The sequence below is a fragment of the Streptomyces sp. genome (genome assembly GCF_035563135.1).
In the GTDB taxonomy this organism is placed as follows: Bacteria; Actinomycetota; Actinomycetes; order Streptomycetales; family Streptomycetaceae; genus Streptomyces.
The window spans coordinates 1-20,779 of sequence record NZ_DATMVN010000716.1 but is presented as its reverse complement, the minus strand read 5'-3'; the positions used below and the strand labels follow the sequence as shown (position 1 = coordinate 20,779).

Below are 20,779 nucleotides of genomic sequence, written 5' to 3'. Positions count from 1 at the left end.
CGCGCCGGTCGTCCCCAGCGGCCGTGTGAGCGCGCACGGGACCGTGAAGCCGAGCAGGAGCGCCAGCGCGTCGGCGACGACCGGCGCGACCGCGTCGGCGACGGCCGGGAGCAGCCCTTCCGCCAAGTCCTCGCCGACCGCGAAGAGGCCGAAGAGCGGCGGCGGCGTGCCCGTGCACGCCACCATCAGTTCGTACAACTGGGAATCGCCCTGCGGGCAGTACTACTTGTTCGACCAGGAGCCCGACGACCTGCCGCCGGCGCCCCCGCCCCAGGACACCCGCAGCTGGGCGCGGGTCCTCGACGGTGTGGACGGGGGCGACATGAAGCTCGAACTCACGCTCCAGGGGACGTCCGGTGAGGCCGTCGTGCTGAACGGGCTGCACGTACGGGTGCTGGGGCGCAACGCCCCGCTCGCCTGGGGCGCGTACTCGATGGGGAACGGCTGCGGGGGAGGCATCACGCCGCAGACCTTCGACATCGACCTGGACGACAGCCGGCCGCGTGCGAAGCCCGTCGCCGGGGAGGACGCCGGCAAGGCCGTCCCCGCGAAGGACTTCCCGTACCGGGTGAGCTCCACCGACGTCGAGGTGTTCAACCTGGACGCGCACGTGGAGGGGCACGACGTGACCTGGTACCTGGAGCTGGAGTGGACCAGCGGCGGCAGGAGCGGGATGCTGCGCATCGATGACGGGGGCAAGCCGTTCCGTACGAGCAGCCTCACGGCCCGGCCGACGTACTACTACCGCTCGGACACGGCGCAGTGGGTCCCGGAGGAGTGGTGACGGCTGGGGCAGGAGCGGCCCGGGGCCCGGCCCCGGGCTCAGCGGCGCAGGGCGGTCTCCTGCTGCATGCGTGACAGCTTCTCGGGGTTGCGCACGGCGTAGAGCCCGGTGATGAGGCCGTCGTCGATGCGTACCGCCATGACGGTTTCGAGCTCGCCGTCGAGGCTGAGGACCAGCGCCGGGCAGGCGTTGACGTGCGCCGTCCGCAGTGACAGCGCGGTGACCTTGCCCAGCCCGCCGATCAGCAGCCGGGCCACCTTGTCCGCCCCCACGATCGGCCTGAGGATCGCCTGCTTGACTCCGCCTCCGTCACCCAGGAGGACGGCGTCCGGGGCGAGGATGTCGAGCAGACCCTGTAGATCACCCGTTTCGACCGCCCTGCGGAAGGCGTCGAGCGCTTCTCCGGCCTCGGTCGGAGACACGGTGCCGCGCGGCCGGCGCGCCGCGACGTGGGCCCGCGCCCGGTGAGCGATCTGGCGTACCGCGGCCGGGCTCTTGCCGACGGCGTCGGCGATCTCGTCGTAGTCGAAGGCGAACACCTCGCGGAGCACGAACACCGCCCGTTCGGTCGGGGCGAGCGTTTCGAGGACGAGGAGCATCGCCATCGAGACGCTGTCGGCCAGCTCGACGTCCTCGGCCACATCGGGTGCGGTCAGCAAGGGCTCGGGCAGCCAGGTGCCGACGTACGACTCCTTACGGCGGCCGAGCGCACGCAGCCGGGTCAGCGCCTGGCGCGTGGTGATCCGGACCAGATACGCACGCCGGTCCCGTACCGTCCCGAGATCGACGCCCGCCCACCGCAGCCAGGCCTCCTGCAGGACGTCCTCCGCGTCGGCGGCCGAGCCGAGCATCTCGTAGGCGACGGTGAACAGCAGGTTGCGGTGGGTGACGAACGCCTCGGTGGCGGGGTCCGGGCGGCCGTCGCCGGTGAGCTGCCCGGCTCCGTCCTCGGTGGGTGTGCGCTCGCTCTTCACGGGCTGCTCCTGCCTGTTCGCTGTCGAAGGTGCCACGCGCACAAGACGCCGGTCACCGCCGCTCTGTGACACCCGTGAGCGGTGGCGCACGTCACACGGGCCACCTGTCACGGGGAGCGGGCGGCCGGCATCTCGTGTTCGTCCAGTGCAACAGCAACACCACGAGTGAGGACGAATCATGGACGCACGGTTCAATCTGTTCGAGAACGAGATCGCCGGCCGGTTCGCCAAGCGCTTCGCCGGCCTGGCGCATCTGTTCCAGGAGTCCCCGCTGCCGAAGTCCACCCAGGAGCTGGTGTCGCTGCGCGCCAGCCAGATCAACGGCTGCGGTCACTGCGTCGACATGCACGTCAAGGAGGCGGCGGCCGCCGGTGAGACCGCGGTCCGGCTCCACCTGGTCGCCACCTGGCGCGAGTCCACCGTGTTCACCGAGGCGGAGCGGGCCGCGCTGGCGCTCACCGAGGAGGGCACCCGGCTCGCCGACGCCCACGAGGGCGTGTCCGACGAGACCTGGGCACAGGCACGCAAGCACTACGACGACGACCAGCTCGCCACGCTGATCTGCCTGGTCTCGGTGATCAACGCGGCCAACCGGCTCGCCGTGATCACACACCAGCGGGGAGGCTCCTACGAGCCCGGTATGTTCGCCGCCTCGTTCGACTGACCGGCGCGTCGGCTGACCGGCACACGGCCGGCGCCCGGCCGGTATACGGAAGAACCGCCCGTACGGGACTCACGTCCCGCGCGGGCGGTTCTTCCGTGGTGCACACTCCGGAGCCGTGCCGGCTGCCGAGGAGCCAGGTCTCAGAGGCGCTCGGGCGTCCTGATGCCGAGCAGCTTCATGCCCTGGTGCAGGGTGCGGGCGGTGAGCTCGACGAGGAAGAGCCTGTTCTCGACGACCTCTGCCGGATTCTCGTCGCTCAGCACCTGGCACTGGTCGTAGAACGTGGTGAGGTGCGAAGCCAGCTGGTACAGATACGCGGCCAGCTTGTGCGGCTCGTACCCCTCGGCGACCTCGGCCAGGACCTCACCGAACTGGTCCAGGTGCAGGCCCAGCGCGCGCTCGGCAGGGACCAGCTCCAGCTCCGGGTGCGCGACGGGCTTCGCGTCGCCCGCCTTGCGCAGGATGGAGCGGATCCGGGCGTAGGCGTACTGGAGGTAGACCGACGTGTCGCCGTTCAGCGACACCATCTGGTCCAGGTCGAACTTGTAGTCCCGTACGGCGGACGTCGACAGGTCGGCGTACTTCACGGCACCGACACCGACGTACCGGCCGTTCTCGATGATCTCGTCCTCGGTCAGGCCCACCTTCTCGGCCTTCTCCCGGACCACGGCGGTGGCCCGCTCGACCGCCTCGTCGAGGAGGTCCTCCAGCCGGACGGTGGTGCCCTCACGGGTCTTGAACGGCTTGCCGTCCTTGCCGAGGACCGTGCCGAAGGCGAGCTGGTGCGCCTTGACGTCCTCGTTCAGCCAGCCGGCGCGGCGGGCCGTCTCGAAGACCATCTTGAAGTGCAGGGACTGCCGGGCGTCCACGACGTAGACCAGGGTGTCGGCCTTGAGGCTCCGGACCCGGTCGCGGATCGCGGAGAGGTCGGTGGCCGCGTAGCCGTAACCGCCGTTGGTCTTCTTGACGATCAGCGGGACCGGGTTGCCGTCCGGGCCCTTCACGTCGTCGAAGAACACGCACAGCGCACCCTCGGAACGGACGGCGACGCCCGTCTCCTCCAGGATCCGGCAGGTCTCCTCGAGCATGTCGTTGTATCCGGACTCGCCGACGATGTCGGGGTCGTGGATCTCCATGTCGAGCTTGTCGAAGACGGAGTAGAAGTAGATCTTCGACTCGTCGACGAAGCGCTGCCAGTGCGCCAGCGTCTCCGGGTCGCCGGCCTGGAGGGCCACCACCCGGTCGCGGGCGCGCGCCTTGAACTCCTCGTCGGAGTCGAAGAGGACCCGCGACGCCTTGTAGACGCGGTTCAGCGACGACATCGCCGCCTCGCCGTCCGACTTGTCGCCCTCGTGCTTCAGCTCGTCCGGGTGCTCGAAGAGGTACTGGATGAGCATGCCGAACTGGGTGCCCCAGTCGCCGATGTGGTGGCGCCGGACGACGTTCTCGCCGGTGAATTCGAGGATCTGGACCATCGCGTCACCGATGACCGCCGACCGCAGGTGGCCGACGTGCATCTCCTTGGCCACGTTCGGCTGGGCGTAGTCGATCACGGTCGTGCCGGGGGCGGTCCTCAGCGGGACGCCGAGCCGGTCACCGTCGGCCGCCCGCTCGGCGAGCGTGCCGATGATCGCCCGGTCGGTGAGCGTGACGTTCAGGAAGCCGGGACCGGACACCTCGATGTCCTTGATCAGCTCACCCGCCGGAAGGGCCGCCGTGACCTGGGAGGCCAGCTCGCGCGGGTTGCCCTTGAGCTTCTTGGCGAGCGCGAGGATCCCGTTGGCCTGGAAGTCGGCCCGGTCGCTTCGGCGCAGCAGCGGGTCCGCGGCGCCGGCCTCCGGCAGTGCTGCCGTCAGGGCGTCCGCCAGCTGCTGCTGGAGCGTGGAAGCGAGGGAAGGGACCGAAGCCATGAGCCGGCTGCCGTTTCCGTAGGGGACAGAGGATCACTCCAGTATCCCACGGGGTGCAAAGCCGTTTTCGCGCTGCGGGTGGTACCTGGGAGAATGGGGGTGCCCCCCGTGGGCGTCCCCTACGAGTCCTACACGAGAGAAGGACGTGCCGACCGTGGCTTCGAGTCAGAGCAGCACCGAGACCGACTGGGTCTCCCGCTTCGCGGACGATGTCATCGCCGAATCGGAGCGACGTGCGCCTGGCAAACCGGTCGTCGTCGCGTCCGGCCTCTCCCCGTCGGGCCCGATCCACCTGGGCAACCTCCGCGAGGTCATGACCCCGCACCTGGTCGCCGACGAGATCCGCCGCCGCGGCTACACCGTGCGCCACCTGATCTCCTGGGACGACTACGACCGCTACCGCAAGGTGCCGAACGGCGTCGAGGGCATCGACGACTCCTGGCAGGCGCACATCGGCAAGCCCCTGACCTCGGTGCCCGCCCCCGCCGGGTCGGCGTACCCGAACTGGGCCGAGCACTTCAAGGCCGCGATGACCCGGGCGCTGGACGAACTCGGCGTCGAGTACGACGGCATCAGCCAGACCGAGCAGTACCTGGCGGGCACCTACCGCGAGCAGATCCTGCACGCGATGAGGCACCGGGCCGACATCGACGCCGTCCTGGACCGCTACCGCACCAAGAAGGACGGTGCGGCGGGCGCCAAGGGCGGGAAGAAGCCGCAGCAGAAGAAGGCCGACGAGGCCGAGCTGGAGGCCGCCGAGGGCTCCGGCGCGGCGGACGAGGACGACGGCAGCTCCGGCTCCGCCGGCTACTTCCCGTACAAGCCCTACTGCGGCAACTGCGAGAAGGACCTCACCGTCGTCACCTCCTACGACGACGACACGACCGAGCTGAACTACACGTGCTCGGCCTGCGGCTTCGCCGAGACGGTCCGGCTCAACGAGTTCAACCGCGGCAAGCTGGTCTGGAAGGTCGACTGGCCGATGCGCTGGGCCTACGAGGGCGTGATCTTCGAGCCCAGCGGCGTGGACCACTCCTCGCCGGGCTCCTCCTTCGTCGTCGGCGGCCAGATCGTGCGCGAGGTCTTCGGCGGGGTCCAGCCGATCGGGCCGATGTACGCGTTCGTCGGGATCTCCGGCATGGCGAAGATGTCCTCCAGCAAGGGCGGCGTGCCGACCCCGGCCGACGCGCTGAAGATCATGGAGGCGCCCCTGCTGCGCTGGCTGTACGCGCGCCGCAAGCCGAACCAGTCCTTCAAGATCGCCTTCGACCAGGAGATCCAGCGGCTCTACGACGAGTGGGACTCGCTGGCCCGCAAGGTGGCCGACGGCACGGTGCTGCCCGCCGACGCCGCCGCACACGCGCGGGCCGTCGGTACGGCCGCCGGGGAGCTGCCCAGCACTCCCCGCCCGCTCCCGTACCGCACGCTCGCCTCGGTCGCCGACATCACCGCCGGCGCGGAGGACCAGACGCTGCGCATCCTCAGCGAGCTCGACCCGGAGAACCCGCTGACCTCGCTCGACGAGGTACGGCCCCGGCTCGACCGCGCCGAGAGCTGGATCAGCACCCAGGTGCCGGCCGAAGCCCGCACCATCGTCCGCGACGAGCCGGACAAGGAGCTGCTCGGCTCCCTGGACGAGCAGGACCGCGAGTCGCTGCGGCTGCTGGTGGAAGGGCTCGACTCGCACTGGTCGCTGGACGGCCTGACCACGCTGGTCTACGGAGTGCCGAAGGTGCTGGAGGGCCTGGCACCGGACGCCAAGCCGACGCCCGAGCTGAAGGTGGCCCAGCGCTCCTTCTTCGCGCTGCTGTACCGGCTGCTCGTCGGCCGTGACACCGGGCCGCGCCTGCCCACGCTGCTCCTGGCCGTCGGGGCGGACCGGGTGCGGACGCTGCTCGGGGCGTAGCACCACGGAGGTGAGGACGGGCGGGCCGCTCAGCGGCCCGCCCGTTTCCGTGTTTTCCCGCCCTACGCGATGTGGTCGGCGGCCTCGTCCATGTTGAAGCGCTGCTTGAAGCCGGGCAGCAGCTTGCGGAGCAGAGCGGCGCTGCGCGGGTGGCGGACGTTGTGGCCGTCCGAGAGGTGTATGTCGAGCACCTCGGCGCTCGGGTAGTCCTGGTGCTGATGCGTGTACGCGGCGAACACGTCGTACGCGATCTCGCTGAACTCGATCTCGTCCTCGGCCCATTCGGCCGGGTCGGCCTCCTGAGCGGTGCCCTGCTGCTGCGGCTGTCCGGGTTCCGGCTCCGCCGCGCGGGGGTGCGGGAAGGCACCGACCGTGCCCACGTTGCCGAGCGGTCGGGACCGGCCGGGGCCCGAGGGGACCATCACGGGGGCGGGGGCCGAGCCCTCGTCGTACGTCGGGTCGTACGCGCCCTCGTACACGTCGTCCGGGTCCTTGACGGCAGCGAACCAAGGGCTGCCCTGCGAAGCGGGGTCCTCCTGGGGGTACTGGTGCTGCTGCTGGTCGGACGGTTCGTACTGTTCCGGCTGAGGCTGCGGCTGCGGCTGGTGGTGTGCCTGCTGGTTCTGCTGGCCCTGGTGTGCCTGCTGGTCCTGCGGCTGCGGGACGTACGGGAGTTGGGGGTGCTGCTGCTCGGTCCCGACCGCTGCCAGGGCCGGGGCCGGCGGAAGCAGAGCCGGCTCGATGCCCGCGGCGGCGAGGCCCGCCGGGGCGGTCTCGGCGAGCGGGACCCCGTACTTCGCCAGGCGCAGCGGCATCATCGACTCGACGGGAGCCTTGCGGCGCCAGTTGCGGCCGAAGCGGGCCTGGAGGCGGGCCTGGTAGATCAGCCGGTCCTGTTCGAGCTTGATCACCTGCTCGTAGCTGCGCAGCTCCCACAGCTTCATCCGGCGCCACAGCTTGAACGTGGGGACGGGGGACAGCAGCCAGCGGGTGAGCCGGACGCCCTCCATGTGCTTGTCGGCCGTGATGTCCGCGATCCGGCCCACGGCGTGCCGCGCGGCCTCGACGGCGACGACGAACAGGACGGGGATCACCGCGTGCATGCCGGTGCCCAGCGGGTCGGGCCAGGCGGCGGCGCCGTTGAAGGCGATCGTCGCGGCGGTCAGCAGCCAGGCGGTCTGACGCAGCAGCGGGAAGGGGATACGCATCCACGTCAGCAGCAGGTCCAGCGCGAGCAGGACGCAGATGCCCGCGTCGATGCCGATCGGGAAGACGAGAGAGAACCGGCCGAAGCCCTTCTCCTCCGCGAGTTCACGGACGGCGGCGTAGGAGCCGGCGAAACCGATCGCGGCGATGAGCACGGCGCCGGCGACGACGACCCCGATGAGTACGCGGTGTGTGCGTGTCAGCTGCATTGCGGCCACCCGCGATCCCCTCCCGACTTCGATGAACCGGCTTCACTTCGGCGTCCGGCGCGGGCACAGCCTGGCACATGCCGGACGGGCGTGCTGCGTGGGGAGGGGGCGAAGCCCGGTGCTCGCGGGAGCACCGGACTTCGTCGAGGCGCCTTCGGGCAGGGGCGTCCGTGCTCCTGCCGGGCGCTGGTCACGACTTGGCGGTGGCCTTCGTGGTCGCCTTGCCCGACGCCTTCGCGGACGCCTTCGCCGTGGCCTCGGCGGACGGGGAGGACGACGCCCCGGCGGAGGGAGAAGCCGAGGACTTCGCCCCGCCGTCGTCGGCGCCGACCGCGGCGACGGCCTCCTTGGCGGCCTTCTGGGCGGCCTTGAGGATGTCGGCGGCGGCGGGCGGCTCGGCGCCCTCGAACCCGGCGCCGTTGTAGGTGACGTTGACGACGACGTTCCCCGTGCGGGCCACGACGACGGCGTACTCGAAGTCCTCCTTCGACTTCTTGAGGCCGTACGTGACGGAGGTCGCCTGCTCACCGATACCGGTGGCGGGCTTGGCGGCCGCCTTCTCGGCACCCTCGGTCGCCTGTGCCTTGGAGACCTGCTTCGTGTACTCGGCGGTCGCGCGCTCGGCACCGCTGCCCAGGGACCGGTCCGAGTCGAAACGGGTGAAGCCGACGTCGAGCCAGCGGTACTGCGAGCCCTTGACGCCGTTGTCGTCCAGGCCGTTCCAGGAGCAGCCGCCGCGGCTCGCCGTGTCGCTGGACTTGCCGGGGGTGCCGCCCTTGTTCTTGGTCTTCGGGACCAGGTCCTCGATCGTCTTCTTGCCGATCGACGTGCAGGCGTCGGGCAGCGTGGCGAACTTCGCGGGCTCGACGGCCGGCTCGGACTTCTTCGCGCTCGGAGAGGCCGAGGAGCCCGGCTCCTTCGCGTCGCCGGAGTCCGACGAGCAGCCGGCGACGACGAGCATCACCGGAACGGCGGCGCAGGCGAGTATGCGGGACAGTCGCGGGGCTGATCGGTGCATGGTTCCTTCACTCGGACGGCACGGCGGTCTCGGTCGTGCGGGCGGTCGGGTGGTACGTCGTTCGGGCGGTACGTCGATGTTCAGGCGGTACGTCGATCGGTCGGTACGTCGATGGGTCGGTACGTCGGCCGGGTGGTACGGCGGCCGGAGGCCACGGTACGACGGACCGAGGCCGGATGCCGCCTCCGGCCGGAGGCCCCGGGAAGTGCCGGAAGCCCCGGCCGGCGGTCGTCGGGCCCGGTCAGTCGCTGAGGGTCTCCGCCAGATTCCGCGCCAGGGCCTGGGCCTTCTCCTGAAGTTCCCTGCTGTCGGGAACCTCGGTGACGCGGGCCGGCTGCTCGGTGTACTGGACGGTCACGATGACGTTCGATGTGCGGAAGACCACGCTCACGGTGCGGTGCTGTGCGGTGGAACCCGCCCGGGTGAGGGCGTCGTCCAGGAACGCGGCGTCCCCGAGCTCGTCGAGCAGCCGCGGCCGGAGGTCCTCGTCGGGGTCGACGCCGGTGGTGCTGCCGGACGGGTCGGCGGAGGGCGAGGCGGAGGCAGCGCCGCCGGGGGAGCCGGACGGTGTGCCGCCGGCCGACGCGGAGGCGGAGCCGCTGGGCGTCTCGCTGGGGGTGACACCGGCCGACGTGGGGAGGGCGGCGGCTTCCTGCTTCTTCGCGTACACCTCCCGGGCACGGTCGTCGTCGCTCACCGAGGGGTCGTACGACACGACGCGCTCGAAGTCGATGGAGAGGTTCCGGGAGGCGTCCGGGGCGTCCGACTTCCAGCGGCAGCCGACCTTGCGGTCGGTGTCGTAGGTGACGGTGGCCGTGCCCTCGTACACCTTCTCCTGCTGCTCCTCGGGCAGTCCGGCGGCGCCGGGCAGCAGGTCCTGGAGGGTGGAACGCGGCACGGCACGGCAGGACTCGGGCAGTGTCTTGTACTTCCCGGGAGGCGCGGCCGTGACCGTCGGGCTGCCGGGCTTGCTGTCGGCGTCGGGGTCGTCGGCGCCGGAGCCGGCGCTGCAGCCGGCGACGAGCGCCACGAGAAGCGCGACGCCGGGTACGTACGCCATGTGTCGCACGGTCCCAGGCTCCCTTCGGTACGAAAACGGGTTGCCGCTCGATGGCGGCCGATGGACACAATGTGTATCGCACGCGCCGCTGTGAATGCCGGTCGGCCGACCTTTATGCCGACCGTGGCACCAGTTTTGCGCTTTCAGTCTTTTTCGGGGGAATCGAGGGGTTATGTCGTATGTAGAGGTACCGGGCGCGCAGGTTCCCATCCGTATGTGGGCGGATCCGGCGTCGGTCGAGAACGGCGCGATGCAGCAGCTGCGGAACGTGTCCACGCTGCCCTGGATCAAGGGCCTCGCCGTCATGCCGGACGTCCATTACGGCAAGGGGGCGACCGTCGGCTCGGTGATCGCGATGCACGGCGCGGTCTGCCCGGCCGCGGTGGGGGTGGACATCGGCTGCGGGATGTCGGCGGTGAAGACGTCGCTCACGGCCGACGACCTGCCGGGAGACCTCTCACGGCTCCGGTCGAAGATCGAGCAGGCGATTCCGGTGGGCCGGGGCATGCACGACGAGACGGTCGACCCGGGGAAGCTCCACGGCTTCCCGACCAGCGGCTGGGACGACTTCTGGTCACGGTTCGAGGGGATCGCCGAAGCGGTCAAATTCCGTCAGGAACGGGCCACAAAACAGATGGGAACGCTCGGATCGGGCAACCACATGATCGAATTCTGCCTCGATGAGGCAGGAGTGGTCTGGTTGATGCTGCACTCCGGCTCCCGGAACATCGGCAAGGAACTGGCCGAGCATCACATCAAGATCGCCCAGGGCCTGGCGCACAATCAGGGCCTGGTCGATCGAGACCTGGCGGTCTTCATTTCGGACACCCCGCAGATGGCCGAGTACCGGAACGATCTGTACTGGGCCCAGGAGTACGCCAAGTACAACCGCGCGATCATGATGGCGCTCTTCAAGGACGTGGTCCGCAGGGAGTTCAAGAAGGCGAAGCCGGTCTTCGAGCGTGAGATCTCCTGCCACCACAACTATGTCGCGGAAGAGCGGTACGAGGGCATGGACCTGCTGGTCACCCGTAAGGGCGCGATCCGCGCGGGCACCGGTGAGTACGGGATCATCCCGGGTTCCATGGGGACGAGTTCCTACATCGTGAAAGGCCTCGGCAACGAGAAGGCGTTCAACTCGGCCTCCCACGGCGCCGGTCGGAGGATGAGCCGGAACGCGGCCAAGCGCCGTTTCACGACGCGCGACCTGGAGGAGCAGACACGGGGCGTGGAGTGCCGCAAGGATTCCGGCGTCCTGGACGAGATCCCGGCCGCGTACAAGCCGATCGAGCAGGTCATGGAGCAGCAGCGGGATCTGGTGGAGGTCGTCGCGAAGATCAAGCAGATCGTGTGTGTGAAGGGCTGAGGCCGGCAGGGGGCCACGCAGTTCGCGGTGGCCTCCTGTCCGTCCCAGCCGGTGTCTGCCGGCCGGGTGGAGCAGGGGAGGGACTCGGCCGCCGCCTGTTTGCGTGTGGGGAGAGGCACCCCGGGTGACAGAGATGCCCGGCCGGATCGACAGCGGCCTCTTTCGGGCGGAGGACGTTGTCGATCTCGTCCCGCGCATGACGTCCGATCTCCCGGCGGGCCCCCGTGACCTCCTTGGCGTACCGGCACGAACAGGCGCCGACGGCAGACGGGCTGTCGTACGCCGTCCTCAGAGGGTGCGGTGGACCTTGGAGTTGGAGGCCTGGGCGCGGGGGCGGACCACCAGGAGGTCGATGTTGACGTGGCTGGGGCGGGTGACGGCCCAGGTGATCGTGTCGGCCACGTCGTCGGCCGAGAGCGGGGCGTCCACTCCCGCGTAGACCTTGGCGGCCTTCTCGGTGTCACCGCGGAAGCGGGTGGTGGCGAACTCCTCGGTCCTGACCATGCCGGGCGCGATCTCGATCACACGGACCGGGGTGCCGACGATCTCCAGGCGGAGGGTCTCCGCCAGCACGTGTTCGCCGTGCTTCGCGGCGACGTAACCGCCGCCGCCCTCGTAGGTGGAGAGGCCGGCCGTGGAGGACAGGACCACGATCGTGCCGTCCCCGCTCGCGGTGAGGGCGGGGAGCAGGGCCTGGGTGACATTGAGGGTGCCGATGACGTTGGTCTCGTACATCTGACGCCAGTCGGCCGGGTCACCCGTGGCGACGGGATCGGCGCCCAGCGCACCGCCCGCGTTGTTGACCAGGACGGCCAGCGACCGGAACGCGGAGGCGAATTCGTCGACCGCCGCGCGGTCGGTGACGTCCAGGGGGTAGGCCGTCGCCTGGTGGCCCGCTTCCGTGAGCTCGGCGGCCAGTGCCTCTATGCGGTCCTTACGGCGTGCGGTGAGCACCACGCGGTATCCGGCAGCGGCCAGCTGCCTGGCGGTCGCGGCACCGATGCCGCTGCTCGCGCCGGTGACGACGGCGATGGGGGTGGCGGCCATACGGACTCCTCGGGCGGCTGATCGGTACGTGGCCAGGATAGGCGGGCGTTCCGGGAGCGGGTTCAGTGGTGGCGGGGGGCGTACATGATCAACGCCATGCCGGCCAGGCAGACCAGTGCGCCGGTCACGTCCCAGCGGTCCGGGCGGTAGCCGTCGGCGACCACGCCCCACGCGATCGAGCCCGCGACGAACACCCCGCCGTACGCCGCGAGGATGCGGCCGAAGTCTCCGTCGGGCTGGAGTGTGGCCACGAATCCGTAGGCACCGAGGGCGATGACGCCCGCGCCGATCCAGATCCAGCCGCGGTGCTCGCGCACGCCCTGCCAGACGAGCCAGGCGCCCCCGATCTCGAAGAGGGCGGCGACGACGAAGAGGGCGACGGAACGGGCGACGAGCATGCGGCCAGCGTGTCATGCGGACGCCGGGAACGGGCGTGCAGGGCGGGTGCGGGCAGTGGATGTCCATGGACGGGTGCGGGCAGTGGATGTCCAAGGGCGGCTACGGGCAGCGGGCGTGCGGGGAGGGTGCGGGCCGGGTGGGCGCGTGGGGCTTCCGGGTCCGCCCGTCCGGGCGGCGCAGCCCTCGGGCGGATGGACAGGGTGGCCGCCCGTCCGGAGGTACGCGGCCGGGCGTCCCTGCGCCTCAGGCCGTCGGTGCCTGGCTCCCCGCCCCGCCGAACTCGCGCACGGCGTCGGCCACGATGGTTTCCAGATGGGCGTGGTGGGCGCCCCGCCAGTACACCCGGCCGCAGGCCGTGCACTGTGCGAACACGTCGTACGACGCCTGCGTGCCCTGTTCCAGGCGGGCGCTCACGGAGTCCTTGTCCGCCTCCGTGAGCTCCCCGTTGCAGGCGGTGCAGCGGGACCACGGCGCGAGTACGGGCGCGAAGCGGCCCAGGACGTCGCGGAGCTGCTCCTCGGGCCGGTCGCTGTAGACGTACGCCCCCGCCCACAGCTCCCTGCGCCGGAGCAGCCCCCGGTCGCGGGAGAGCATGACGCGCCGTTGCTCCGCGGAGAGGGCGGCGAGTGCCGGGTCGCCGATGTCCTCGCTCTCGTATGCGGCATCCACGCCCAGCAGCCGCAAGCGCCGGGCGAGCGTGCCCAGATGCACGTCGAGCAGGAAGCGCAGCGGGGCGCCCGGGACCTGCTGGGGGCGTCGCACGGCCCGCACCTCGACCTGTTCACCCGCGCCGGGGACGTGGGAGACGGGCACGGGGCGGCCGTCGACGAGGAGCTGCCCGGCCTCGGTGAGCGGGACGCCGAGCGACTCCACGACGTGTCCCAGGGTCGACGAACCGTCCGTGGTGACGGCCGTGCGGCCACGGCGGCGGCCGTGGGCGACGAAGAGGCGTAGTTCAGGGGCCACTTCGAGGGTGATCTCGGGTCCGTTCACCTGGTCAGGATGCCATCGTGCGTGGCACGGCAGCGAGAGGTTTCCGGCGGTCAGGGGCGTCAGCGCTGCGCGAAGGCGGCCGGGGGGACACCGACCGTCGCTGTGAAGTCCCTGACGAGGTGCGCCTGGTCGCTGTAGCCGAGCTCGGCGGCGAGCTCGGCCCAGTCGGGTTCGGGGTCGGTCCCGGCGCGCTGCAGCGCCTCGTGGACGCGGTGGCGGAGGATGACCCATTTCGGCCCCACCCCTACATAGGTGGAGAACAGCCGCTGCAGCGAGCGCACGGACATGCCTCCCGCGTGGGCGAGGGCGTCGGCCCGCAGGAGCGAGCGGTCCGTGCGCGCCAGTTCGGCGAGGTCCGCCGCGAGTTCCGCCTGCGGGTCCGGAGGGGGCAGGAGCGGCAGGAGGCAGGAGTCGAGTGCCGCGACCCGGGCGTCCTCGTCGGCTGGATCCAGCACCGCCCGCGCCGTCGCCGGTGCGGAAGGCCCGTGCTCGGGCAGGGTCAGCACCTCGTCGGCGGGGACCCGGCGGCCGGTCCACTCCGACACGGGCCGGTGCGGGGCGAACGGCCGGAAGGCGCCGGGTCTGAACTTCACGCCGCAGACCCGCCCCCTGCCCTCCAGCCGCCGGCTGAACAGGCCCTGCACGATGCCGTAGACCTCGGCGAGACCGGCCTGTTCCGCCTCGCTCCCCGACTCCGTGCGCTGGAAGACGAGATGGACGCTCGGGTGCGGCACCACGTGTGAGGTGTACGGCTCCGAGAGGTCCCAGTCGATCAGCCAGTAGTGCTCCAGATGGGGCCGCAGCGCGGGGGCGGGGTCACGGAGGCGGAACCGGACGCGGGTGAACAGATCGGGGGCGTCGACGATGCCCCGCGTGACGCGTCCGGGATGGGGCCCGGGGCCGGGTCGGGGTCCGGTCCCGGGCCCGGGTCCGGGTCGGGAGCCGGTCATGGTCGGATCCTAGGTGGCGCGCGGGCCGTCCCTGTCGTGTTTCTTCAATACGTCGTGTGCGGCCCGGTGCATCGTCGGACGCATGAAGACGATCAGTGAACTCCTCGAAGCAGCCACCGCGCAGGCGGTCCCCGTCGTCCGGGGGATCGGCGACGACCAACTGGCCGATGGCACACCGTGCAGCGATTACGACGTCCGGGCCCTGCTGAACCATCTTTTCCTCGTGATCGAGAACTTCCGGGTCCTGGCGGCCAAGGGCTCCACCGACTTCAGCCGGGAGGAGGACGTCGTCACGGGGGACTGGCGCGGCCGGTTCGACGACGGGACGGCTCTGCTGGTGAAGGCCTGGGCCGAGCCGGGCGCGGAGGAGGGGACGACCGGAGGCATGCGGATGCCGGCCAGGGCGGTGGGGCTGATGGTGCTGGGGGACCTGGTCGTGCACGCCTGGGACCTGGCGCGGGCGACGGGCCAGGACTTCGTGCCCGACCCCGCCGTGGTGACGGAGCTGGAACCGGGCCTGGCCGCGTTGGCTCCGCAGGCCCGGGAGATGAAGGTGTTCGGCGATCCGTTCCCCGTGCCGCCCGGCGCTACGGCCTTCGAGCGGGTGCTGGCCGTGACGGGCCGTGATCCGGGCTGGCGTCCGTCCCGCGGCTGACGGCGGTGGTGTGCTCCATGCTCTCCGCCTTGTCCGCTTTTCCCGCTTTTTCCGTGTTGTCCACATCCATCGTGTTCTCCGTGTTCTCCGTGTTCTCCACAGGGCGCGGGGCGGCCGGGTCGGTGTAGAGCCTGGCGAGGGCGGTGTACGCGTGGTCGGCGACGGTCTCGGCCAGGACCAGTGCGTCGTGTGCCGTGAGACGGGCCGCCCGGTGGGTGTGGGGCAGTGGCGGGCCCCGGCGCTGCCGACGGCGGTCGCAGACGGCGTACGCCCCGCTCGCGGTCGGCGCCGCCGGGACGGCCAGGGTCAGCAGCAGGTCAACCATGCAGGCCCTCCTCAGGAGTGGAGTCGCGCTCCTCGCGTCGGCGGACCCGGCAGTGCGGCTGGAGATCGCTCTTCGGCCAATGAATGGCCGAAGAGTGCCCTCCCGCTGTCCGGGTCCGGGCGGTGAGAGAGCTGCACCGCGGTCCCGGCGAGCTCTTCCTCGGTGTGAAGGTCACCGGTCCCGGCGAGCGGAGCGCCGAGCGCCGCAGCTCCCCCGGCGGCCGTCCCGCCGGTGGTGACCGAGGGTCCGTGCGGGGACGCGACCGGCTGCCGGGAGGGCGGTGTCACGGGCCCGCTCGTCCGGTGCGCCGCACCGGCACGGGCCGCGTCGGCCACCCGCGTATGTCGTGTGTTTTCTGTGAAGGTTCCTGGTGGGGGCGGTGAGCGGGCCGCTCCGGGCGCCCCCCGTCGCGAGGGGGGTGGGTTGCCATCCGCCGTCCGGCTGGGCAATGGTTGCCGGAGGGAAAGCAATTTTCGTCCAGTTGGAAGGTGGTGCGACTCGCCTCAGGCGGGTCCCCCTTCATGGCCCGTCAGAAGGAACAGATCGCATCGAGACCTCAGCTCGCAACGACCGAACTGTGGGCCTCGGCCCCGTACCCCGTGATCCTCGTCGACAGGACGGGAACAGTCGTCGACCTCAACCCGGCCGCCGCCTCGCTCCTTGAAGGCGCGGCCCGGGGCAGCACACTGTCGGAGACGGTGCCGCCCTGGCTGACACGCGCCCACCAGGAGACGACGGACCCCGCCGGGCGTTCCGCCGGCGACGGACCGGCCTCCGCGCCCCGCCCCGTCTTCCGGGGCCGGATCGGTACGCAGACCTTCGTGGCGCATCCGGCTCCGAACCCCGGCGGTGACGTGGCCTGGTGGCTGGTCGACGACACCGACAGGCGGCTCGTCGAGGAGGAACTGGCCACGGAGCGTGAGCGCACCGCCTTCCTGGCCGAGGCGTCGAACGTACTGCTGGCGTCGCTGAACACCGACCGCTGCATGCAGATCACCGCTCAGCTCGCCTCCCAGTACCTCGCCGAGGCCGCCGTCGTCATCCTGCCTGCCGCAGGGCGGCAGATGCCCCTGGCCCACGCGGTCGGGGGCCGGACGGCGGTCCGCGGGACGGTGGCGGCGGACCCCGCCCAGGTCCCCGGTCTGAGCGAGGCGCTCCAGGGCTTCCCGCCCGTACCGTCCCGGTGGATCGACCCCGGCGCGCTGCCCGGCTGGCTCCTCCCGGAAGACTTCACCGGCACGGTCGGGTCGGCCGCCGTCGTCCCGCTGCCGGGCCTCGGGGTCCCGGCAGGGGTCCTGGTCCTGCTGCGCGGCACCGGTTCCACCGAGTTCGACGAGAGCGAAGAGGGGTTCGCCCGGCTGTTCGCCGCGCGGGCCGGAGCCGCACTGTCCGCCGCGCGGCTGTACGCCGAGCAGAGCGACATAACCCGGACCCTGATGCGGGACCTGCTGCCGCCCCGGCTGGACCGGGTGAACGGGGTCGAGTTCGCCGGCGGCTACCAGCCCGCCTCCGCGCGGGACCGGGTGGGCGGCGACTTCTACGACGTGCACCCCGGCAGTACGCCCGAGGACGCGTCGCTGGCGGTCCTCGGCGATGTGTGCGGGAAGGGCCTGGACGCGGCAGTCCTCACCGGCAAGATCCGCAACACGCTCCAGGCGCTGACGCCGATGGCGGGCGACCACGAACGGATGCTGCGGCTGCTCAACGGCGCCCTCCTCAACTCGCACCACACCCGGTTCGCGACCCTGGTGCTGGCTTCGGTCCGGCGAGAGGAGAGCCGGGTGCGCCTGCGCCTCACGTCGGCGGGCCACCCCGCCCCCCTGGTGATCCGCAACGACGGCAGTGTCGAGGAGATCGACACCCGGGGGACCCTGGTCGGGGCGCTGCCCCGCGTCGAGGCCCGCACCGTGGAGACCGACCTCCGCCCGGGGGAGACGTGCCTGCTCTACACCGACGGTGTCACCGAGGCCCGTGGCGGGCCCCTCGGTGACGAACTCTTCGGTGAGGAGCGGCTGATGAGGGCCCTGGAGGAGTGCGCGGGCATGCCGGGCACGGCGGTGGTCGAGCGGGTCCAGATGCTCGCGTCCCAGTGGCTGCACGACGGCCGGCACGACGACATGGCGCTTCTCGCGATCACCGCCCCGCCGACCACCCACCTGAGCGCGGTGGACGGCCACACCCGGGGCAGGTACACGGCATGAGCACACACACCCTTGCCGCGCCCCGAATACGCGGCCTCCAGGACCGGCTGTGGGCTGCGGTGACCGACCGGGACGAACACGCCGCCGCCGCAGTGGTCCTCGCCGCCCTGGACGACGGGATCGACGCGGAGACCGCGCTGCTGGACGTCATCGCCCCCGTGCAGAAACGGGTCGGCACCGAGTGGGCGGCCAACCGCCTCAGCGTGGCGCAGGAACACGCGGCGAGCGCCATCGCCGAACGGGTCATCGCCGCGCTCGCCCACCACCCGGCCGGGCGCACCACGCCGCGGCTCGGCCGGGTCACCGTGGCCTGCGTGGACCAGGAATGGCACGTGCTGCCGGCCCGCCTGCTGGCCGAGGTCCTCACGCTGCGCGGCTGGCAGGTCGACTTCCTCGGGGCCCAGGTGCCCACACCGCACCTCGTCGGGCACCTGCACACCAGCGGTGCGGACGTGGTCGCGCTGTCCTCCTCCGTCCCCACCCGGCTGCCCGCCGCGCACGCGGCGATCACCGCCGTCCAGGCGGCGGGAGTACCCGTGCTGGCCGGCGGGGCGGCGTTCGGGCCCGACGGCCGGTACGCGCACCGGCTGGGCGCCGACGCCTGGGAACCCGACGCGCGGTCCGCGGCGCGCCGTGTCGCGGACGGCATCCCGGCGCCACTGCCTGCCGCCGGCAGGCAGCAGACGGACGACCTGCCGCACCTCGCCGACCAGGAGTACACGCTCGTCGTCCGCAGCAGGCCGCAGCTCGTGCGGGAGGTGCTGACACAACTGGAGAGCCGCTTCCCCGCGGCAGCGGCCTACACGGAGCAGCAACGCGAGCACACGGCACAGGACATCGCCCACATCGTCGAACACCTCGGCGTGGCCCTCTACATGGACGACGACGAGCTCTTCACCGGCTTCCTGGTGTGGACCGCAGGCATCCTCGAAGCCCGGCGGGTTCCGGCCGCGTCCTTGGAGCCGGTCCTCGACGTCCTGTCGATCGAACTCAAGGACTTCCCACGGGCGTCCCGGCTGCTCGGCCGGGCACGTACCGCCCTGGACGCCCTCCCGCCACCTGCCGGCCACGACCCCGGAGCCTCGGATGACCGAACGTCCCCGTCCGCCTCTCACCCTGGCAGTTGAAGCCGGCCCGGGTGCCGCACGCCTGCGCCTCGCCGGTGATCTGGACTACGACACCAGCGAACAGTTCGTGGAGCGGGCCCAGGCCTGCCTCGCCGCGGATCCCGGCCTGCGTGATCTCTTCCTGGACTGTTCCGGGCTGCGGCTGTGCGACTCGATGGGTGTGTCCGGCCTTCTGCTGATCCACCGCGGCACGGCGTCCCGGGGGGTGGCGCTGCACCTGGAGCACCCGCCGGCCTTCCTGCGCCGGGTCCTGGACGTCACCGGGACCCTGCGGCTCTTCGTCCTCGACGGGGCCGGGCAGGAGGAGAGCGGCCCGCTGCCCGTCGGCACACGGTACGAGCCCGTCCCGCCGTCCGGTCCTTCCGGCTGACGCGCTGAGGTGCTGAGGTGCTGAGGTGCTGAGGTGCTAACGCGCTGACGCGACGGTACGCCGACCGGAAGGGCCGGGCGTCAGGAAGTGGCCGGGCGTCAGGAAGTGGCCGGCGGCGTGCCGAGGGCCGCGTCGAGCGTGGGGTAGCTCCGGATCACCCGGTCCACCCCCGCGATCCGCAGGAGCCGCGTCACGGCTGTGCCCGGTGCTGCGATGCGCAGCTCCGTCCGCTGGTGCACCTCGATGAGGAGACTGAGGAACGACGAGTCCGCGAAGGTGACCGCGGACGTGTCCAGTACGACGACCTCATGCCCGGCCGCTGCCTGCCACATCGCGATGAACAGCGGATCGATGGTGTCGGAGTCGAGGGCGCCCTGTGCCCGGACGACCCAGCTGCCGTTGCTCTCTCCTTCGGCCGCCACCACGGGCGAGTGGGCCGGTGCGGAGTTGTCGAGGGGCTCGCGGACCATGCGGGAAATTATGCCAACCGCCCCCGCCCGGCCGCACGGACGCCCCGTGCCCCGGGGCGGCCCGCGGCACCGCCGTGACGTCAGACGAGCGCGACCAGCGCGACGATGTGCTTGCCGTCGGGGAGGTGCGTGACGGACACCCGCTCGGTCAGACGGCGCACCAGGGGCCAGCCGTAGCCGCCGACAGGGGCGGAGCCCGGATCGCGTTCCGTCATGACCGGTGCCCGCGTGCTGGCGTCGGAGACGGTGAGGAGGAGGCCGTCGTCGACGACCTCCGCCGAGAAACCGGTGAGTCCGCCGCCGTGCCGAACGGCGTTGGTCACCAGCTCCGAGGTCACCAGCAACGCGTCGGCCACCACGACATCGGCCAGGCCCTCTCCGCCCAGCCCGCAGAACCGCGCTTCCAGGAGCCGGGTGACGACGGCGCGCGCGGCAGCCGCGTTCTGCGGCACGGCGGGCACGCGGTCCGTACCCACGGGCTTCTGCGGAGCAGATGGGCCGACGGTCTCCGCCGGGCACCTGCCGTCCTCCGGCACTTCTCGTTCCCCGTTGTTCATTACCTTCTGCGCCTGCCCGGACGGGAGCCGGTCACACTCCCTGCCCGGGGCCGGCCCGCGGGCGGCGCGGCGCGCGACCGCGTCAGCATGACAGCGCCGCGTCCACCGTGTCGGCGAACGTGAAGGCCCCGCTGGTGCCCGAGACCTCGAAGAGCCTGCGCACTCCCGTCGCCAGCGGCCCCGCGAGCACCAGCGGCACCCCGGACCCGGTGTGGCTCTGCTGTGCGTTCAGCAAGGCGTGCAGCCCTGCCGAGTCCGCGAACAGCAGCCCGGACAGGTCGGCCACGGTCAGCCGGCCGCCGCTCCCGGCCGCGTCCTCCAGCGCCTCGACCAGCTCGGAACGTCCCGACCATCCGTCCAGGGTCCCCCGGACACGGATCACGACGACCCCGTCGTCCGTGGGCTCGACCGCCACATGAAGTTCATCCGCCGTCATGTGCCATATGTTCCTACACCGGCGGGACGGCGCCGGAAGCGGCCGGGCGTCAGGGCCACACCAGGCAGTAGGGCTGGTGCCCGGCGTCATGCAGCCGGTGGGAGAAGTCCTGCCATTCGTGGAGCAGCTGGTAGACGTTGAACGCGTCGCGC

Annotated in this window: 22 protein-coding genes; 8 read left to right on the top strand and 14 right to left on the bottom strand. The window is 71.5% G+C overall.

Features of this window, described 5'->3' with window-relative positions; all coding sequences use genetic code 11:
- Positions 1 to 183 (bottom strand): hypothetical protein (locus tag VN520_RS39750; protein ID WP_414720012.1); only part of this gene is annotated, 183 nt, incomplete at its 3' end.
- Between VN520_RS39750 and VN520_RS31840 the strand changes: the two genes are divergently transcribed.
- Complete coding sequence (locus VN520_RS31840) at positions 173 to 784, top strand: hypothetical protein (RefSeq protein ID WP_414720011.1); 612 nt, start codon at positions 173 to 175, stop codon at positions 782 to 784. The two genes, VN520_RS39750 and VN520_RS31840, sit on opposite strands and share 11 nt — an antisense overlap.
- A gap of 38 nt (positions 785 to 822) precedes the next feature.
- On the opposite strand, the gene VN520_RS31835 is transcribed toward VN520_RS31840, so the two are convergent.
- Positions 823 to 1,758, bottom strand: coding sequence for an RNA polymerase sigma-70 factor (locus tag VN520_RS31835; protein WP_325750405.1), 936 nt, complete (start codon positions 1,756 to 1,758; stop codon positions 823 to 825).
- A gap of 178 nt (positions 1,759 to 1,936) precedes the next feature.
- On the opposite strand from VN520_RS31835, the gene VN520_RS31830 reads away from it, so the two are divergent.
- Complete coding sequence (locus VN520_RS31830) at positions 1,937 to 2,422, top strand: carboxymuconolactone decarboxylase family protein (RefSeq protein ID WP_325750404.1); 486 nt, start codon at positions 1,937 to 1,939, stop codon at positions 2,420 to 2,422.
- 140 nt (positions 2,423 to 2,562) lie between these two features.
- On the opposite strand, the gene argS is transcribed toward VN520_RS31830, so the two are convergent.
- Positions 2,563 to 4,332, bottom strand: a complete 1,770-nt coding sequence (gene argS / locus VN520_RS31825) for an arginine--tRNA ligase (RefSeq protein ID WP_325750403.1) — start codon at positions 4,330 to 4,332, stop codon at positions 2,563 to 2,565.
- Between the two features lie 145 nt (positions 4,333 to 4,477).
- Between argS and lysS the strand changes: the two genes are divergently transcribed.
- A complete protein-coding gene (gene lysS / locus VN520_RS31820; RefSeq protein ID WP_325750402.1) occupies positions 4,478 to 6,238 on the top strand; it encodes a lysine--tRNA ligase in 1,761 nt (586 codons plus the stop codon).
- Positions 6,239 to 6,300: 62 nt separating this feature from the next.
- Here the strand turns inward: lysS and VN520_RS31815 are convergent, their stop codons facing one another.
- From VN520_RS31815 to VN520_RS31805, 3 genes are all read right to left on the bottom strand, one after another.
- The gene (locus VN520_RS31815) at positions 6,301 to 7,662 is read right to left on the bottom strand and encodes a DUF2637 domain-containing protein (protein WP_325750401.1); all 1,362 of its coding nucleotides are present in this window, start codon (positions 7,660 to 7,662) and stop codon (positions 6,301 to 6,303) included.
- A 181-nt stretch (positions 7,663 to 7,843) separates the two neighbouring features.
- Positions 7,844 to 8,671, bottom strand: a complete 828-nt coding sequence (locus VN520_RS31810; protein ID WP_325750400.1) for a DUF3558 domain-containing protein — start codon at positions 8,669 to 8,671, stop codon at positions 7,844 to 7,846.
- A 241-nt stretch (positions 8,672 to 8,912) separates the two neighbouring features.
- Entirely contained in the window at positions 8,913 to 9,731 is an 819-nt protein-coding gene (locus VN520_RS31805) for a DUF3558 domain-containing protein (RefSeq protein WP_325750399.1), read from the bottom strand.
- Positions 9,732 to 9,903: 172 nt separating this feature from the next.
- Between VN520_RS31805 and VN520_RS31800 the strand changes: the two genes are divergently transcribed.
- Positions 9,904 to 11,097: an RtcB family protein gene (locus tag VN520_RS31800; protein WP_325750398.1), complete on the top strand. Its 1,194-nt coding sequence runs from the start codon at positions 9,904 to 9,906 to the stop codon at positions 11,095 to 11,097.
- Positions 11,098 to 11,385: 288 nt separating this feature from the next.
- Here VN520_RS31800 and VN520_RS31795 read toward each other — a convergent pair whose 3' ends face one another.
- The 4 genes from VN520_RS31795 to VN520_RS31780 all read right to left on the bottom strand — a co-directional run bounded on the left by VN520_RS31795 (position 11,386) and on the right by VN520_RS31780 (position 14,486).
- A complete protein-coding gene (locus VN520_RS31795; RefSeq protein ID WP_325750397.1) occupies positions 11,386 to 12,144 on the bottom strand; it encodes an SDR family NAD(P)-dependent oxidoreductase in 759 nt (252 codons plus the stop codon).
- Positions 12,145 to 12,206: 62 nt separating this feature from the next.
- On the bottom strand, positions 12,207 to 12,542 hold the full coding sequence (locus tag VN520_RS31790) for a YnfA family protein (RefSeq protein ID WP_325750396.1): 336 nt from the start codon (positions 12,540 to 12,542) through the stop codon (positions 12,207 to 12,209).
- A gap of 244 nt (positions 12,543 to 12,786) precedes the next feature.
- Positions 12,787 to 13,536 carry a Mut7-C RNAse domain-containing protein gene (locus VN520_RS31785; RefSeq protein WP_325750395.1) on the bottom strand — a complete coding sequence of 250 codons (750 nt, stop codon included), beginning with the start codon at positions 13,534 to 13,536 and terminating at the stop codon, positions 12,787 to 12,789.
- A gap of 59 nt (positions 13,537 to 13,595) precedes the next feature.
- Positions 13,596 to 14,486, bottom strand: coding sequence for a helix-turn-helix domain-containing protein (locus tag VN520_RS31780; RefSeq protein ID WP_325750394.1), 891 nt, complete (start codon positions 14,484 to 14,486; stop codon positions 13,596 to 13,598).
- A gap of 82 nt (positions 14,487 to 14,568) precedes the next feature.
- Here VN520_RS31780 and VN520_RS31775 point away from each other — a divergent pair, with 82 nt between their 5' ends.
- Positions 14,569 to 15,141, top strand: a complete 573-nt coding sequence (locus VN520_RS31775; RefSeq protein WP_325750393.1) for a TIGR03086 family metal-binding protein — start codon at positions 14,569 to 14,571, stop codon at positions 15,139 to 15,141.
- On the opposite strand, the gene VN520_RS31770 is transcribed toward VN520_RS31775, so the two are convergent.
- Entirely contained in the window at positions 15,074 to 15,466 is a 393-nt protein-coding gene (locus VN520_RS31770; protein WP_325750392.1) for a hypothetical protein, read from the bottom strand. The two genes, VN520_RS31775 and VN520_RS31770, sit on opposite strands and share 68 nt — an antisense overlap.
- Before the next feature lie 521 nt (positions 15,467 to 15,987).
- On the opposite strand from VN520_RS31770, the gene VN520_RS31765 reads away from it, so the two are divergent.
- From VN520_RS31765 to VN520_RS31755, 3 genes are read left to right on the top strand one after another with little or no spacing between them, the layout of a single operon-like run.
- Positions 15,988 to 17,667 (top strand): SpoIIE family protein phosphatase, encoded by a 1,680-nt coding sequence (locus tag VN520_RS31765; protein WP_325750391.1) that lies wholly within the window; start codon positions 15,988 to 15,990, stop codon positions 17,665 to 17,667.
- On the top strand, positions 17,664 to 18,794 hold the full coding sequence (locus VN520_RS31760; RefSeq protein ID WP_325750390.1) for a cobalamin B12-binding domain-containing protein: 1,131 nt from the start codon (positions 17,664 to 17,666) through the stop codon (positions 18,792 to 18,794). Before VN520_RS31765 ends, VN520_RS31760 begins: the two co-directional genes overlap by 4 nt.
- Positions 18,754 to 19,164 carry an STAS domain-containing protein gene (locus tag VN520_RS31755; protein WP_325750389.1) on the top strand — a complete coding sequence of 137 codons (411 nt, stop codon included), beginning with the start codon at positions 18,754 to 18,756 and terminating at the stop codon, positions 19,162 to 19,164. The genes VN520_RS31760 and VN520_RS31755 overlap by 41 nt, the downstream gene beginning before the upstream one ends.
- A 98-nt stretch (positions 19,165 to 19,262) precedes the next feature.
- Here the strand turns inward: VN520_RS31755 and VN520_RS31750 are convergent, their stop codons facing one another.
- From VN520_RS31750 to VN520_RS31740, 3 genes are all read right to left on the bottom strand, one after another.
- Positions 19,263 to 19,634 carry an STAS domain-containing protein gene (locus tag VN520_RS31750; RefSeq protein WP_325750388.1) on the bottom strand — a complete coding sequence of 124 codons (372 nt, stop codon included), beginning with the start codon at positions 19,632 to 19,634 and terminating at the stop codon, positions 19,263 to 19,265.
- An 80-nt stretch (positions 19,635 to 19,714) separates the two neighbouring features.
- Positions 19,715 to 20,110 (bottom strand): ATP-binding protein, encoded by a 396-nt coding sequence (locus VN520_RS31745; RefSeq protein ID WP_325750387.1) that lies wholly within the window; start codon positions 20,108 to 20,110, stop codon positions 19,715 to 19,717.
- 163 nt (positions 20,111 to 20,273) lie between these two features.
- The gene (locus tag VN520_RS31740; RefSeq protein ID WP_325750386.1) at positions 20,274 to 20,627 is read right to left on the bottom strand and encodes an STAS domain-containing protein; all 354 of its coding nucleotides are present in this window, start codon (positions 20,625 to 20,627) and stop codon (positions 20,274 to 20,276) included.
- Between the last annotated feature and the right edge of the window lie 152 nt (positions 20,628 to 20,779).